The sequence below is a fragment of the Leclercia sp. J807 genome (genome assembly GCF_009734465.1).
Taxonomy (GTDB): Bacteria; Pseudomonadota; Gammaproteobacteria; order Enterobacterales; family Enterobacteriaceae; genus Enterobacter.
In genome coordinates this window covers 516,317-532,575 of the sequence record NZ_CP046446.1, presented here as the reverse complement: position 1 = coordinate 532,575, position 16,259 = coordinate 516,317, and the positions used below count along the sequence as shown (strand labels likewise).

Genomic DNA, 16,259 nt, shown 5'->3' with positions numbered 1-16,259 from the left:
CAGAGGGGGCGGTTTTCACGCTGAGCGAAAATCCTCTCATCTCTGTCAGGCTGAAACATTGGGGCTATTAATGGAACACATTGTCTATGTCGTTGATGATGATCACGCTGTCAGGCGATCCGTGGTCGGGCTGCTGGAATCCGCGGGGCTGAACGCCCTCGACTTCTCCTCGGCAGAATCCTTTCTGCAACACACCTTTGAAGATGTGCCCTCCTGCGTGATCCTTGATATGCAGATGCCCACCATCAGCGGGTTTGAAGTGGCGGACTCCCTGAAGGCCAGCGGGCGCGAGATCCCGATAATCTATCTTACCGGTCACGGCACCATTCCGATGACGGTGAAGGCGATGAAGGGCGGCGCGTATGAGTTTCTCACCAAGCCGGTGGCGTCGAACGATCTGCTGAACTCCATTGGCGACGCGCTGAAGCTGGCGGAAGAGAATGCTCTGCAGTTGCGGGAGCAGTACTCTCTCAAGCAGCGCCATCTCTCGCTAACGCCGCGGGAACAAGAGGTGTTGCAACTGGCGATCAGCGGGATGCTGAACAAGCAGATCGCCGCCGAGCTGGGGGTGAGTGAAATCACCGTCAAAGTCCACCGCCGACGGGTGATGGAGAAGATGCAGGCCCGCTCGCTGGCGGATCTGGTCAGGGCCGCGGAGCGCCTGACCAGAAGCCAGCCCTCAGAGTGACGTCTCGCCCTCCGCCAGCGGCAGGGTAAAGGCAAAGACAGAGCCGTACGGCTCGCGGTTGCGGGCCGTCAGCTTGCCGCGATGGCGCTCGATAATGCTGTAGCTGATGGTCAGCCCCACCCCCATCCCCTGGGCTTTGGTGGAGTAGAACGAGTCAAAGATACGCTCGGTCTGCCCCGGCGCGATGCCGGTACCGCTGTCGGCGATTTCAAATGTGATCCCGCCCCCTTCCGGGTTCGAGGTGGAGAGCAGCAGCGTACCGGGCCGCGTGTTGATCTCGGCCATCGCCTCCACCGCGTTCATCACCAGATTCAGCAGCACCTGCTGGATCTGTACGCTGTCAGCCACAATAAAACTGTTCGCCGCCGCCAGGGCATAGCTGACGCTGATGCTCCGCCGCTCCAGCTCGCTGCGCGAAAGAGTGATGATGTGCCGCACCAGATAGTGCAGATCGATGCGGGCAAAGGCCGGATCCTGTTTGCGGGTGAGGGACTGCAGGCTGCGGATGATCTCCCCTGCCCGCTCCCCCTCGGAGACAATCTCCTCCAGTCCGAGCCTGGCCTTATCCAGCCGGGCCGGATCGCGGTTCAGCCAGCGCAGGCTCGCGCCAGCGTTGGCGACGATCGACATCAGCGGCTGGTTGATCTCGTGGGCGATGGATGAGGTTAACTGTCCGACGGTGGTCGCCCGGGAGACGCGGGCCAGCTCCGCCTGCGCCACCCGCATGGCGTCTTCCGCCGTCCGCTGGGTAGTGATGTCGGTGATGATGCCGTAATACTCATTCACCTCGCTGCCCACGCCGACCGGATCGCCAATCCCCAGAATGGTGCGCACGGCGCCGTCGCCACGAATAATACGGAACTCGGCGCGCATGGTCAGGCCGTCGCGCACGCTCTCGGTCACCAGGGTGCTGATGCGCGGATAGTCATCCTGATGCACGAAGGTGAGAAACTCCGCCATCGAGATCATCTTCTGCTTCTCCGGCAGGCCCAGAATGCGGGCATACTCCTCCGACATAAACATCAGATCCTGTTGCAGCTCCCAGCGCCAGCTGCCGGTATGGCTGATCTGCTCCCCCAGCATCAGCGAGGTCTGGCTGGCCCGCAGCTCTTTCTCCACCCGACGCCGCTGCTGGTTCTCCTCCAGCAGTTCGGCATAGAGCCGGGCGGTCTCCAGCGAGATGGCGGCGTGTGCCCCCAGCAGGCTCACCACCCGGGAGTGCTCGACGGTAAAGACCTCCGGCATCAGGCGATTCTCCAGGTAGAGCACCCCCACCAGCCGCGCCTGCTTGAACATCGGCACGCACATCACCGCCGCGCCGGAGGTGACCAGATACGGGTCCTGGCTGAAGGGGTGGAACTCTTCCGGTTTGCCGGTGTGGATCTCCTGCCCGGTGCGGATCACCGCCGCCAGTACCGTCAGCGGCATCTCGGTGGCCGTCGGCACCTCTTTGCGGATCTGCACCTGCACCCCGTCGGTGGTGGTGCTGGCGCTGGCCTCGATCTCCGGGATGTTGTTGTCATTCACCCGGATCAAAAAGCCGCGCTGCGCCCCGGCCCGCTCCAGCAGGATGGTCATCAGGGTTTCGATCAGCCGTTCGAGGTTGATCTCTTCCGACAGGGCGCGCGACGCCTTGATCACGCTCTGTAAGTCGCGGATCTCCTCGTTACGGGCAAAGGCCACGGTGTCCCAGGCGTTGGCCTGGCCGGGGGCCAGCAGATAGGGGAAATCCCGCTCCAGCTGGCGTATTTTGGACTGCGCCCCGGCCCGTCCCCAGGCGGTCATCGCCCCGCGGAAATGGGCCTCGGCAGCGGTGGTGTAGCCGCAGGCGTGGGCGAAGCGGCCCGCCAGCTCGTGGGCCAGGGCGTTGAAGGGGTTGAAGCCCCCTTCGCGCGACAGGCGCACCGCCTTCTCGTACTGTTCGAGAGCGATGCTGTTCATGCCGTCGAGGCGCACGATCTCGGCGTAGATCAACGCCTCTTTATCGGCGAAGGTGCCGGGGTTAATCCGCGCCCAGAGGGCGATCTTGTCGTAATGAAGGTGGATCTGACGGCGCAGATCGGCGGAAAAGGTCTCCGGGGTCAGCTGCTGCGAGAGGGTGAGCGCGCTGTAAAGGTGGTAGTCCAGCAGGTGGATATGGCCCGGGGCGGACCAGGCAAAGCGCCCGGCCTGGGCCAGATTATCTGCCGCCTGCGGGAACTCGCCGCAGGCGAAGTGGGCCATGCCGCGGTAGAGCCAGAACCAGAACAGCATGGTGGAGGTCTGCTCCGGCGCCTGCTCTGTAGCTCCGGGCAGCAGGGATTGCGGCAGCGCCTCGCTGGCGCTCCACTGCCCGTTCACCGGGGTACGCAGGTGCTCCACATAGTGGCGCTGCATCAGCAGGATCGCCTCCACGTCCTGGAAATGGGTTTTGCGCACGAAGGCCAGTCCGCGCTCAATGCTCATCAGCACCGCGTCGAGGTGATCGCCCCGGGTGAGGAAATTGATCACCTGGTGACAGGCGGCGAAGCAGGCCACCGTCATATCGCCGTGCGTCACGGCGGAGGTGAAGCAGGCCTTGGCGCACTCAATGGTGTAGCCCAGCGGCTGGGTCCAGACGCTAAGCTGATCCAGCGCCAGCAGGGTTTTGGCTTCAAAGGCGTCGTAGCCGTGGCGGTTGACCAGCTCCCGGGCCAGGGTGCCGTACTGGAAGCCGAGGCGATACTCAGCGTAGCGGTGGCCAATCAGCACCCCGAACCACGCCATCGCGGTGGTGGAGGCGCCGGTGATGCCGTGATCCAGCGTCAGGTGCATCATCCGGCACAGCAGTATGAAATGCAGGCGCGAGCTGGTGAAGCTGGCGAACAGGCTGGCGCTGTTGAGCAGGTTCATCACCGCCTCGGTGTCGCCATCTTTCATCAGCGGCAGGCGGCTAAAATGGTCCTGCGGGTTCTCGCCAACGCGGTTGCACAGGCTCTGCCAGGCCTCGTCGCACTCGGCGGTCTCCGGGAAGCGGCTGACGTGAATGCCAAACACCGCCAGCCAGCAGAGGGCCGCCTCCAGCGCCAGCCGGTTGTCGGACTGGCGCATGTAGACTTCGGCCAGCAGGTTGGCCGCCAGCGCTTTCTCCGCCAGCCCGCCGGGGGAGCCGAGAATGCGGTCGCACAGCCTGCGGGTGGCCTCGAGATTGCCCAGCGCAAACTCGCAGCCCGCCTCTTCGCTGTCGAGAATAAAGTCGCTGGCGCTCTCGGGCGCCGATCCGGCGTTGCCCAGCGCCCGGGCGGTCTGGATATAGCTCAGGGCCGACAGATAATCCCCCGAGCGGCGGGCGCGGCGGGCGGCCAGCAGGCTCAGCTCGCGGAACATCTGGCGCTGGGGCGCAGGCTGAATGCTGTCCAGCGCCGCCGTCACGTGGTGGACGGCGCGGAACAGGATCTCGTTACCCGCCGCCTGACGGGCCGACTCCGCCAGCAGGCTGGCGGTAGTAAGGTGCAGGCGGCTGCGCTCGGCGTTATCCAGCAGGGCGAAGGCCGCCTCCTGAACCCGGTCGTGGGTAAAGGCATAGCCTTCGTCGCTGAGGGTGATCAGCTGCGCCGTCACCGCCGGATGCAGGGCGTAGCTGATCTCCGCCACCGACATCGACACCACCCGGCAGACCATCTCCAGCTCGCCGCTGCCACCCAGACAGGCGATGCTGCCCAGCAGCCGACGGGTCTCTTCGGGCATCTCCTCCAGCTGCTGGAGCACCAGCGTGACCACGTTTTCGGTGTAGTGCCGGGTGCGGATAGCGTGCAGATCGTAGTGCCACTTATCCTGATATTTGTTGTGCGTCACCAGCCCGTCATCGACGATGCGGCGGAAGAACTCATGGACAAACAGCGGATTGCCGCCGGTTTTCTCGTGGATCAGCCCGGCCAGATCCGCGGTGCTGGCGGAGCGGGTATGGAAGATGCTCGCCAGCCAGCGCGACACCGCCTTCACCGACAGCGGCTCCGGGCGCAGCTCGGTGGTATTGCGCGAGGCCCGGTGCAGGTTCGCCAGCTGCTGATTCAGGGTTGCGTCCGGCACCGGGCAGACATCCCGGTGCGCCACCACCAGCAGCAGCGGCACGTTACTGGCGTTGGTCAACAGGTACTCCAGAATTTGCAGGCTGGCGGCGTCGATCCAGTGGATATCATCCAGCAGCAACACCAGCGGGCAGCCCGCGCTGGCGAAGGTTTTCACCAGCGCCAGCACCATATGGCTGAAGCGCGCCCGGGCGTCAAGGGAGAAGCTGTCGCTGGAGAAGCGCGGCTTGTTCTCCAGCAGCAGCCGCAGCTCCGGCACCAGGCTGACGGCCAGCTCTTCATACCCCTCCAGCTCCCGCGACAGGCGGATCTTCCACTGCGCCACCTCCGTTGCCGACAGCCCCAGCAGGTGCAGCACCAGGGTGCGAAAGGCTGAGCTCAGGGCGGCATAGGGCAGCGTGGGGGAAAACTGATCCACCTTGCCTACCGCCAGCAGCACGTTGCGGTGTTGTAGCGCCTTTAACGCCGAGGCGATAAGGGACGATTTGCCGATCCCCGACGGGCCGCTGATCGCCACAAACCCGGCAAGGTTGTCGCGGCATACCCGGTCAAAGGCGTGGATCAGATCCGTTGCCTGGGGATGGGCGGTGTAGAGGGTATCGGTAAGATGAAACGCCGGGGAGCGATCCTGCAAGCCGGGGGTAAAGGCGGCAATATCGCCCTCGTCGCTCAGGGTAGCCTGGCAGCGGCGCAGGTCGGCGATCAGGCCGTCGATGGTCTGGTAACGGTTCTCCGGTTTTTTCGCCAGCATCTTAAGGATGATGGCCGAGATCATAGCGGGCACGCCGGGGCAGACCGCTCCCGGGGAGCGCGGCTCCGAGGCGATGTGGTAGTGCGCCCACTTGCCCTGATCCTGGCCGCCCAGCTCAAACGGCAGGCTGCCGGTGAGCAGCTCGTAGAGCACCACCCCGAGGCTGTAGAGATCGCTGCGGCTGTCCACCGAGCGGTGGGTGCGGGTGGTGTGCTCCGGCGACATGTAAGCGGGTGTGCCGCCGACGATGGCCAGTCGCGACTGCTGTAGCTCTTCCGAGGCGCCGGACGACAGGCCAAAGCCCCCCAGCCGACAGCTGTTGTCGTCATGAATAAAGATATTGCCGGGCTTGATATCCCCGTGTACCAGGTTGCGCAGATGCATCAGACGCAGAGGCAGGCTGATACGGATCGCCAGCTCCAGGAAGCTCTGGATACAGGCCATCGGCGCACCAACGATGCGCGTCAGCAGCACAAAGGAAAAAGGGGCGTAAACCAGTGCAAAGCGCCCGTGGTACTGCGTGGTGGCGACCGGACGGATAGCCCAGTCGTCGCTCAGGTACTCCCGCAGGGCAAACTCATTACGCAGCAGGCGCGTTGCGCTGGCCTCTTCTTCATCGCTCACGGCGGTGGCGATAATAAACGACCCGCCGGAGCTGGGCAGGCGGGCATTCAGCCAGCAGAGGCTACCCTCCTGGCCCAGCGGGGTAAAAATGACATCTTCTTTAAGCACAAAAGCCCGCCCTTCGGATAAATTTCCGGGGGCGGGCCAGAGTGCAGGCAGCGATGGGGTGTTCATCCACGTTTCCTTATTTTTCTTCATTAATGGTTCTCGTGGGATAACGGTGCAGGTGGTGTCAGGTGGCGAGCGCGCGCTGAATGTGCGCCAGCAGCACATCGACGTTTATCGGCTTGCGCAAAAAAGCAACGGCGCCATTATCAACAGCGTAGCGCTCTATGTTGTCATCCGCATGACCTGAGATAAAAATGAGCGGCGGCGGTGAACTGGCGATAAGGTGCAGCCTGTCGAGCATCTCCAGACCGTTCATCCCCCGCAGGCGGATGTCGGCAATCACCAGCGCCGCGTCTGTCAGCGCGGTGGGGTGGCTGAGAAACCCCTCCGCCGAGTCGAAGGCTTCTGTGGCATACCCCTCCGACTGCAGCAGGTTGCTTAACCCGCTGCGAACAGACCGTTCATCATCAATGATGGCTATGCGCTGCGGCATGCTCTCTTTCCTCAATATGGACGTGATTAACCCTCGCTGCCGTCGCCGGGACGGGGTGGAGGCGGAGTACCGCTGATTTTGGGTACGCATTCGTGGCGAAACCAGGTCATCGTCAGCTGACGGCTGAACAGGCGGCGGCCAATCGGGATCAACTGCTCCCCCACCAGCATGCCAAATAGCCCCATCAGCGCAACAACGGGCGGCGCGGGCGAGTGTACATCAATTGCGGCATAAATAACCCCTGCCAGAATTCCGCAGCTCAGCGAAACGACCCAGGCTTTCATGAGGAGGCTCCTGTGGAGAGGGTGACAGGCGCCTTTTGCGCGGTGTCGTCAGCATGCAAAAAATGGCGGGTGGCCTGTTCGCCTGCCAGCATGCCCAGCAGACCAATCAGCGCCAGCGCGGGCGGCGCCGGAGAGCGGACTTTCAACAGCGCGTAGAGCAGGCCGATAAGCACGCCTGCCGCGAGGGAAATTAACCCAGTACTCATGATGCACTCCAGAGAGGTCAGCGGCAGGCCGTATGAGGGCCCAGCCTGCCGCTGTTAACTTAGCGGACCGGGGCCGGAACCGGCGCCAGGGTTTCGTGCTCGCTCTTCTGGCGAGATGGTGCTTTGTGCACCATGGTGTAGGCGTAATCCACGCCCATGCCGTAGGCACCGGAGTGCTCACGCACGATATCCATTACCGCGTTGTAGGTCTCTTTGCGCGCCCAGTCACGCTGCCACTCCAGCATCACCTGCTGCCAGGTTACCGGGATCACGCCCGCCTGGATCATGCGCTGCATGGCGAAGTCGTGGGCCTCTTTTGAGGTGCCGCCGGAAGCGTCCGCCACCATGTAGATCTCGTAGTCGCCTTCCAGCATCGCGCACAGGGCGAAGGTGTTGTTGCACACTTCGGTCCACAGACCGGAGACCACCACTTTCTTCTTGCCGTTGGCTTCCAGCGCGTCACGCACTTTCTGGTCATCCCAGGAGTTCATGGAGGTACGCTCAAGGATCTCTTTGCCCGGGAAGACATCCAGCAGTTCCGGGAAGGTGTTGCCGGAGAAGCTTTCGGTTTCAACGGTGGTGATGGTGGTCGGGATGTTGAACACTTTGGCCGATTTCGCCAGCGCTACCACGTTGTTTTTCAGCACCTGACGGTCGATAGACTGCACGCCAAACGCCATCTGCGGCTGTTGGTCGATGAAGATAATCTGACAGTTATCCGGGGTTAACACTTCGAGCTTTGAGTTAGACATAATGGTATCCAGTGAGGTTAACAGGTGAAATCGCACCACGCGTTGACGATGCGTTGAGTGCATCCTATGCCTCTCTGGCCCCGGCGGTAATTATCTCTTTGTATAATTAACCTTTCGTATAGTTATACGCAGGTATAGTTATACTTTGGTATACCTATCCCTTTGTATAACTGGTTTTTTTCAGTAACCGGTTCCAATAATCCTGACCATTCCCCCTCTCAGTCAGGAGCAATTATGACTTCCTCTGCCAAAGCCGATCTGATTCTGGTAAATGGCCAGTTTCACACCGTCGATCGTGAAAATCCCCTCGCCGAAGCGGTGGCCGTGCGTGACGGTAAATTCCTTGCGGTGGGCACCGCTGCCGAGGTGATGCAGTACCACGACGACGCCACCAAAGTGGTGGATCTGAAAGGCCACACCGCCATCCCGGGCCTCAACGACTCGCACCTGCACCTGATCCGCGGCGGGCTGAACTACAACCTCGAGCTGCGCTGGGAAGGAGTGCCCTCGCTGGCTGACGCCCTGCGGATGCTGAAAGAGCAGGCCCTGCGCACCCCGTCACCGCAGTGGGTGCGCGTGGTGGGCGGCTGGAGCGAGTTCCAGTTCGCCGAGCGCCGGATGCCGACCCTGGACGAGATCAACGAGGCCGCGCCGGACACCCCGGTCTTTATCCTGCACCTGTATGACCGCGCCCTGCTCAACCGCGCGGCGCTGAAGGTGGTGGGCTACACCAAAGAGACGCCGAACCCGCCGGGCGGTGAGATCCAGCGCGACGCCAACGGTAACCCGACCGGGATGCTGATCGCCCGTCCGAACGCCATGATCCTCTACGCCACACTCGCCAAAGGGCCGAAGCTGCCGCTGGAGCAGCAGGTGAACTCCACCCGCCAGTTTATGCGCGAGCTGAACCGTCTGGGCTTAACCAGCGCCATCGACGCCGGCGGCGGTTTCCAGAACTACCCGGAAGACTATGAGGTGATCGCCGAACTGCACGAGAAAAAGCAGATGACCATCCGCATCGCCTACAACCTCTTCACCCAGCGCCCTGGCCACGAGCTGGAAGATTTCGAGAAGTGGACCGACATGCTTAAGCCAGGCCAGGGCACCGACTTCTTCCGCCATAACGGCGCGGGCGAAATGCTGGTCTTCTCTGCGGCTGACTTCGAAGATTTCCTCGAGCCGCGCCCGGATCTGGCCCCCGGTATGGAGGACGAACTGGAGCGCGTGGTGCGCCATCTGGTGGAGCACCGCTGGCCGTTCCGCCTGCATGCTACCTACGATGAGTCCATCAGCCGGATGCTGGACGTCTTCGAGAAGGTCAACCGTGAGATCCCGTTCGACGGCCTGCACTGGTTCTTCGACCACGCCGAGACCGTCACCCAGCGCAACATCGACCGCATCAAGGCGCTGGGCGGCGGCATCGCCGTGCAGCACCGCATGGCCTTCCAGGGCGAGTACTTCGCCGAGCGTTACGGCATGGAAGCGGTGCGCCACACTCCGCCGGTCACCCGTATGCTCGAGACCGGCGTGCCGGTAGGACTCGGCACCGACGCCACCCGCGTGGCGAGCTACAACCCCTGGACCGCGCTCTACTGGCTGGTCTCTGGCCGTACCGTCGGCGGAATGCAGATGTACGATCACAGCGCCCGTCTGGATCGCGACACCGCCCTGATGCTCTGGACCCAGGGCAGCGCGTGGTTCTCCAACGAGCAGAACCAGAAAGGGCAGATCAAAAAGGGCCAGCTGGCGGATCTCGCGGTGCTGAGCAAAGATTTCTTCCGCGTGCCGGAAGAGGAGATCAAGGGCATCGAGTCGGTGCTGACGGTGGTGGATGGCAACATCGTCTATGCCGCAGGCAGCTTCGGCCCGCTGGCACCGCCTGCTATCCCGGTCCTGCCGGAGTGGTCCCCGGTAGTCAAGGTGCCGGGTCACTACCGCAGCGCGCCACCGCAGGCTGCCCGCGTGGGGATGCAGCCTGCGCACCACTGTAGCGGTCCGTGCGGGGTGCACAACCATTCGCACGATTTTGCCCGCACGGCAGAGATGCCGGTGGCCGACGATAACGCCTTCTGGGGAGCGCTGGGCTGCAGCTGCTTCGCGTTCTGATCATGATGAAATCAACTCAACCCAACCTGCCCTGGATCGACCTGGGGCTGTTCTTCCTGCGCATCACCGGCAGCCTGCTGTTGCTCTACGTGCATGGTCTGCCGAAAGTGCTGCACTTCAGCGAAGAACTGACGCGGATCGAAGATCCCTTTGGCTTCGGGCCGTACTTTAGCCTGATCCCGGCGATCGTCGCCGAGGTGATCTGCCCGATCCTGATCCTGTTCGGCGTGGCGACCCGGCTGGCCTGCGTGCCAATCATCGCCGTGCTGCTGGTGGCGATGCTGGTAGTGCATCCGGGCTGGTCGATTGCGGAAGGTCAGTTTGGCTGGCTGCTGCTGATCATCTTCACCACCCTGGCCATCACCGGCCCCGGTGGCTGGCGGCTGCGTACACGTGCTACGGAGAGATTCGCATGACCCAGATCACCGACGCGCACGTGGAGCATCCACCTGCCCCGACGATGTCTACCTGGCAGCCGCTGCACCAGCGGGTATTCCGCATGCTGTGGATCGCCACGGTGGTGTCGAATGTCGGCTCATGGATGAGCGATGTGGGGGTCAACTGGAGCATGCTGACCCTCAGCGCCGATCCGCTGGATATCGCCCTGGTGCAGGCAGCGAGCAGCCTGCCGATGTTCCTCTTCGCCCTGCCCTCCGGGGTGATGGCGGATATCGTCGACCGGCGTAAGTACCTGCTCTTTTCCCAGCTGTGGGTATTTATCGCCGCGGCGGGACTGACGGTGCTGTCGTTTACCGGCCAGGTGACCCCGACGGTGCTGCTGGTAGCGGCCTTTCTGCTGAGCGTCGGCAGCGCCATGAGCTCGCCGCCGTTCCAGGCGGTGGTGCCGGATCTGGTGAGCAAGGCGGAGCTGGGCCCGGCGATTGCGCTGAACTCGCTGGGGGTGAACATCAGCCGCGCCATCGGCCCGGCGCTGGGGGGCTTTTTGCTCTCGCTGGCGGGGCCGTGGATGGTATTCCTGCTCAACGCCCTGTCGGTGCTGGGCGTAGCCTGGGTGCTGTGGCGCTGGAAGCCTGCGGCATCGGTGCAGCGCCTGCCGCCGGAGCACTTTTTCTCGGCGGTACGCGCCGGGGTGCGCTACGTTCACGCGGCCCCGGTGCTGCGTAACGTCTTAATTCGTACCGTGGCGTTCTTTGTCTTCGCCAGCGCGGGCTGGGCGCTGCTGCCGCTGGTGGCACGCCGGGAGCTGGGCCTCGGCCCGGCGGGGTACGGCATTATGCTGGCCTGTATCGGGCTGGGGGCGATTGCCGGGGCGGTGCTGCTGCCGCGTCTGCGCCAGCGCCTCAATGCCGACCAACTGATGGTGGCGGCAAGCCTGGTCTTCGCCATCACCATGCTGGCCCTGGCCTTTGTGCGTCACTTCTGGCTGCTGAACCTGTTTGAGTTCTTCACCGGCTTTGCGTGGATCGCGGTGCTCTCCACCCTCAACCTGGGGGCGCAACGCAGTGCCGCACGCTGGGTAAAGGCTCGGGCGCTGGCGGTCTATCTGACGGTCTTCTTCGGCTCGATGACCGCGGGCAGCGCCCTCTGGGGACAGATCGCCTCGCACGTCAACACCGCCACATCGCTCTGCGTGGCAACGGTGGGGATGCTGCTGGCGAGCGCCACGGTGCTGCGCTGGAAGCTGGAGAAAGATCCTAACCTGAACCTCGACACCAGCGGGCTTATTGCCGACGACGCCCGGGAGAACATCCCCAACGAGCGCGGCCCGGTGCTGGTCTCCTGTGAGTACCGGATCGATCCTGAAGCGGTCAGCGATTTCCTGCAGGCCGTCCACGAGCTGCGCCGGGTGCGCCGCCGTGCGGGCGCCATCAGCTGGGCGGTTTATGAAGATATCGACCAGCCGGGCCTTTATATCGAGACCTTCCTGCTGGGATCGTGGGTGGAACACCTGCGCCTGCAGGAGCGGCACACCATGAATGACCACCTGCTGCAAAGCCGCGTCCTGGCTTTTCATCATGGCGATGCACCCCCGGCGACCCGCTATCTGGTGGCGCCGGTTTAAAACCTAAAACAACCTTTTGAGGAAGAGACTATGGCTACGATCAAAGCGAAAGACGGCACGCAGATTTACTACAAAGACTGGGGTGCAGGTAAACCGGTGCTGTTCAGCCACGGCTGGCCGCTGGATGCCGACATGTGGGACAGCCAGCTTAACTATCTGGCCGAGCGCGGTTTCCGCGCCATCGCCTTTGACCGCCGCGGCTTTGGCCGTTCGGATCAGCCGTGGAATGGCTACGACTACGACACCTTTGCCTCCGACATCAACGACCTGATCACCGCGCTGGATCTGCGTGACGTGACGCTGGTGGGCTTCTCCATGGGCGGCGGCGACGTGAGCCGCTATATCGGCACCTACGGCACCGATCGCGTGGCTGGCCTGGCGTTGCTGGGGGCGGTAACGCCGATCTTCGGTAAATCCGACTCTTATCCGCAGGGTGTGGATCAGTCAGTCTTCGCCGGCATTCGTGACGGCCTGCTGAAAGATCGCGCCCAGTTCATCAGCGATTTCGCCACCCCGTTCTACGGTACCAACGCCGGGCAGACCGTCTCTGAGGGCGCCCTGACCCAGACCCTGAACATCGCCCTGCTGGCCTCGCTAAAAGGGACCCTGGACTGCGTGACCGCCTTCGCCGAGACCGACTTCCGCCCGGATATGGCAAAAGTCGACGTGCCGACGCTGGTGATCCACGGCAGCAACGACCAGATCGTACCGTTCGAAACCACCGGCAAAGTGGCGGCGGAGCTGATTAGCAATGCGGAACTGAAGGTGTATGACAATGCACCGCACGGCTTTGCGCTGACGCATCAGGACCAGCTGAACGAAGATCTGCTGACGTTTGTGAAGTCGCTGTAAGTGTTTAAACGCCGGGTGGCGCTGCGCTTACCCGGCCTACGAAATAAAACCCCAGGCCCGTGCAAGCGCAGCGCCGCCGGGCAAATTACGTTTCTTCTGAGGTAAAAATCATCCCCGCGTAAGGCTTCTCCCGACATGCCGCCAGCCGGGCGGCCAAATCCCCCACGTGCAGTTCCAGCTTGTGCCCGTCCGGGTCGAGAAAATAGAACGACTCCCCTTCGCTTTTGTTCTCTTTCCAGACGGTAACGCCTGCGTCTTTAAGCTTTTGCGTGAAGGTTTGGAAGTGTTCTGGTGCGATAGAGAACGCGTAATGGGTGTAATCGCTCTCCTGTGGCGGAATGAATTTGCGCGAGTCGTCATACGACAGACAGAGCCAGAGATCGCCGCAGGTGAGATACGCTCCGGTGTGCCATTCGGCGTGCAGGCGCAGGCCGAGGAGATCGCGCCAGAAGGTGATGCTGACGGGCAGATTGCTGACGGCGAGGGTGAGGTGGTTGAGGGCGTTGAGCATGAGGTTCACTCCTGGATAGAGGTTAACCTCACTTCTTTAGCATGTTTGTCGACGTATAAATAGAAGCGATCCTTGCACGCTTTTTTGGGCTGGCACCACATTTCCATTCCACGCTGTGTTCGCTTTTCTTTGATATAGCCTAAATCGGCGAAGTAGACACGAAGCGGTTCGGCATTAGTCGTATCTTTGAAAATGATGGCATTCGAAGGAGGATATCCGTCACCGGGTTGAGATTCAAAATAGTAACTTCGGGAAATTCTCGGCGCGTTTTGAATTTCATTATAGGTGAGAGTGTAATAACGATAGCGATCGGTTTCTTTGTAGACCGTCATCTCGTTTATGTCAGATGCAATGAAGTAGATGAACAGAAAGCAGAGAATTAAGACTGTGAGGGAAAAAACAATGAGGTATCTGATAAAGGTAAAGCGCATCATCTAGCCCCTGTATATCCAAATGCTGTGCCATTTTCGGTAAGAACATTAACGATGCCAGAAGTAAAATCATCCCAGGGATACAACCATCTCATAAACATGGGAAGCTCAGCGATGTAAGGCTCATGCTTAACACAAGGGTCGTCTGGATCAGGAAAAATGATGGGTTTAAAGCCACAATTTTTAAAAGAGCCAATAGCTCCATAATAATCCCATCGCCGTAACGCAGATTCATAGCTTACAGGCTTCACCTGGTCGGCATAGAATCCGGGTCTGATAGCACGATAGAATCCAAACAAGTCAGAGACTAAATCCTCTCCGCTAAAGCCGCTATCTGTATACCAGGTAAATAGCCGAAAGCTTTGTAAATCTTCGAAATTTAACGCGGTACTCATCATCATTGCCAACATCATACTATTGATATCATGCATATCACGGCCACGTTTGATTTCCCATCTGGCAAACCTTCCAATACTCAGTAAAGAGCCAAATTTTGCTGCGCGCATATCCTGTCGATACATCACAACGTAATAATCCCGCCCGCTTCCCTCACCCTGAATGAACTGTCTTCTGAGCTCTTCAACATCATCGCCACGGGCATGACCCATATCTATCCAACCCAGCACATCGGTATAAATAAGCCCTCTTAATGAATGTTCGAAGTCAGCACCATCCCTGATATCTTGTCTTGAGCTCACAATATATATCCTTATATAAGTAAAACTCTGATGGTAAGTAATCTATTTTACCGTTGTCTATATCATACTTAATTATTCGGAATTTATTGTTGTAATGTATTATTTAATTGTTCTGGAATTAAGAATGAGGTGAAATATATTTTCCCTACTCATCAACCTTTACGCCGGGTGGCGCTGCGCTTACCCGGCCTACGGTGTTGTAGGCCCGTGCAAGCGGAGCGCCGCCGGGCAATGCCGTTAGTGCTTCACCATCACGTGCCGCACCACGGCGTAGTCCTCCAGCCCGTACATCGACATATCCTTGCCGTAGCCGGAGAGCTTCTGCCCGCCGTGCGGCATTTCGCTTACCAGCATAAAGTGGGTGTTCACCCAGGTGCAGCCATATTGCAGACGGGCGCTCATGCGGTGCGCGCGCCCCACGTCCCGGGTCCAGACCGACGAGGCCAGCCCGTACCGGGAGTCATTAGCCCACTCCAGCACCTGCTCTTCGTCGTCAAACATGCTCACGCTCACCACCGGGCCGAAGACCTCGCGCTGGACGATCTCATCTTCCTGTTTCGCCCCGGCCAGCAGGGTGGGCTGATAGTAATACCCGCTGCCGCCTGCCACATTGCCGCCGGCGACCACGTGGATGTGCGGCAGGGCTTTGGCGCGCTCTACCGCCTCGCTGACGCGGGTCAGATGGGCGGCGGAGCTGACCGGTCCCAGCTCGGTGGTTTCATCGTCCGGTGCGCCCATTTTCAGGCTGGCGACGGCGACACCCAGTTTTTCCACCAGCGTGTTATAAACCTCTTTTTGCGCATAGATACGGCAGGCAGCGGTGCAGTCCTGCCCGGCGTTGTAGAATCCAAAGGTGCGCACGCCCTCGACCACCGCATCGATATCGGCGTCGTTAAAGACGATGACCGGTGCTTTGCCGCCGAGCTCCATATGGGTGCGCTTAATCGACGGCGCGGTATGGGAAATAATGTGCTCCCCGGTGGCGATGGAGCCGGTCAGGGAGACCATGCGCACCTTATCGTGGCCAGTCAGCGGGTCGCCCACGGTTTTCCCGCGGCCAAACAGGACGTTAATCACCCCTGCTGGGAAGATATCTTTCGCCAGCTCGGCCAGCTTCAGGGCGGTAAGCGGGGTGATCTCAGAGGGTTTGAGCACCACGCAGTTGCCCGCCGCCAGCGCCGGGCCCAGCTTCCACGCCGCCATCATCAGGGGGTAGTTCCAGGGGGCGATGGAGGCGACAACGCCCACCGGATCGCGGCGGATCATCGAGGTGTGCCCCTCCATATACTCCCCGGCAGCGAGACCGTTCAGGCAGCGGGTGGCACCCGCAAAGAAGCGGAACACGTCGACAATGGCCGGGATTTCGTCGTTCAGCACGCAGTGCAGCGGCTTGCCGCAATTCAGCGACTCCAGTCGGGCGAAGGTGTCGGCGTTCTGCTCAATCACCTCCGCCAGCTTCAGCAAACATTCGGCGCGCGTTTTTGGCGTGGTCTGTCCCCAGGTTCGGAAGGCGCGATCGGCCGCCTGCACGGCGGCATCCACCTGCTCCGGGCTGGCTTCGGCTATCTCCAGCAGGACCTCGCCGGTGGCCGGGTTGTACACGGGTTGCATCTCACCTGAACCCGCAACCAGTTCGCCATTAATCAGTAAGTTGTGTTGCATAGCCGACTCCATTGTTTTTATGGT

Annotated in this window: 14 protein-coding genes; 5 read left to right on the top strand and 9 right to left on the bottom strand. The window is 61.2% G+C overall.

What is annotated here, in order from left to right; genetic code table 11:
- Positions 1-70 precede the first annotated feature (70 nt).
- Positions 71-688 carry a response regulator transcription factor gene (locus tag GNG26_RS02470; protein WP_039030554.1) on the top strand — a complete coding sequence of 206 codons (618 nt, stop codon included), beginning with the start codon at positions 71-73 and terminating at the stop codon, positions 686-688.
- On the opposite strand, the gene GNG26_RS02465 is transcribed toward GNG26_RS02470, so the two are convergent.
- From GNG26_RS02465 to GNG26_RS02445, 5 genes are read right to left on the bottom strand one after another with little or no spacing between them, the layout of a single operon-like run.
- Entirely contained in the window at positions 680-6,283 is a 5,604-nt protein-coding gene (locus GNG26_RS02465; RefSeq protein WP_156237678.1) for an AAA family ATPase, read from the bottom strand. The two genes, GNG26_RS02470 and GNG26_RS02465, sit on opposite strands and share 9 nt — an antisense overlap.
- A gap of 58 nt (positions 6,284-6,341) precedes the next feature.
- The gene (locus tag GNG26_RS02460; protein WP_103823085.1) at positions 6,342-6,710 is read right to left on the bottom strand and encodes a response regulator; all 369 of its coding nucleotides are present in this window, start codon (positions 6,708-6,710) and stop codon (positions 6,342-6,344) included.
- Positions 6,711-6,736: 26 nt separating this feature from the next.
- Entirely contained in the window at positions 6,737-6,994 is a 258-nt protein-coding gene (locus tag GNG26_RS02455) for a DUF1427 family protein (protein ID WP_103823084.1), read from the bottom strand.
- A complete protein-coding gene (locus tag GNG26_RS02450; RefSeq protein WP_032616311.1) occupies positions 6,991-7,200 on the bottom strand; it encodes a DUF1427 family protein in 210 nt (69 codons plus the stop codon). Before GNG26_RS02450 ends, GNG26_RS02455 begins: the two co-directional genes overlap by 4 nt.
- A 59-nt stretch (positions 7,201-7,259) precedes the next feature.
- Entirely contained in the window at positions 7,260-7,952 is a 693-nt protein-coding gene (locus GNG26_RS02445; protein WP_103823317.1) for a hydrolase, read from the bottom strand.
- A gap of 234 nt (positions 7,953-8,186) precedes the next feature.
- Here GNG26_RS02445 and GNG26_RS02440 point away from each other — a divergent pair, with 234 nt between their 5' ends.
- Genes GNG26_RS02440 through GNG26_RS02425 form a run of 4 tightly spaced genes read left to right on the top strand, consistent with a single transcriptional unit; the run spans position 8,187 to position 12,933 of the window.
- Complete coding sequence (locus tag GNG26_RS02440; protein WP_156237677.1) at positions 8,187-10,058, top strand: amidohydrolase; 1,872 nt, start codon at positions 8,187-8,189, stop codon at positions 10,056-10,058.
- Positions 10,059-10,063: 5 nt separating this feature from the next.
- Entirely contained in the window at positions 10,064-10,474 is a 411-nt protein-coding gene (locus tag GNG26_RS02435; RefSeq protein WP_156240125.1) for a DoxX family protein, read from the top strand.
- Positions 10,471-12,081 (top strand): MFS transporter, encoded by a 1,611-nt coding sequence (locus GNG26_RS02430; protein WP_156237676.1) that lies wholly within the window; start codon positions 10,471-10,473, stop codon positions 12,079-12,081. Before GNG26_RS02435 ends, GNG26_RS02430 begins: the two co-directional genes overlap by 4 nt.
- A gap of 30 nt (positions 12,082-12,111) precedes the next feature.
- Positions 12,112-12,933: an alpha/beta fold hydrolase gene (locus GNG26_RS02425; RefSeq protein ID WP_156237675.1), complete on the top strand. Its 822-nt coding sequence runs from the start codon at positions 12,112-12,114 to the stop codon at positions 12,931-12,933.
- An 85-nt stretch (positions 12,934-13,018) separates the two neighbouring features.
- Here the strand turns inward: GNG26_RS02425 and GNG26_RS02420 are convergent, their stop codons facing one another.
- The 4 genes from GNG26_RS02420 to patD form a co-directional block, all read right to left on the bottom strand.
- A complete protein-coding gene (locus GNG26_RS02420) occupies positions 13,019-13,444 on the bottom strand; it encodes a FosA8 family fosfomycin resistance glutathione transferase (protein WP_156237674.1) in 426 nt (141 codons plus the stop codon).
- A 5-nt stretch (positions 13,445-13,449) separates the two neighbouring features.
- A complete protein-coding gene (locus GNG26_RS02415) occupies positions 13,450-13,878 on the bottom strand; it encodes a hypothetical protein (protein WP_231604203.1) in 429 nt (142 codons plus the stop codon).
- The gene (locus tag GNG26_RS02410) at positions 13,875-14,573 is read right to left on the bottom strand and encodes a hypothetical protein (RefSeq protein WP_156237673.1); all 699 of its coding nucleotides are present in this window, start codon (positions 14,571-14,573) and stop codon (positions 13,875-13,877) included. The genes GNG26_RS02415 and GNG26_RS02410 overlap by 4 nt, the downstream gene beginning before the upstream one ends.
- A 237-nt stretch (positions 14,574-14,810) precedes the next feature.
- A complete protein-coding gene (gene patD / locus GNG26_RS02405) occupies positions 14,811-16,235 on the bottom strand; it encodes an aminobutyraldehyde dehydrogenase (protein ID WP_156237672.1) in 1,425 nt (474 codons plus the stop codon).
- Positions 16,236-16,259 lie beyond the last annotated feature (24 nt).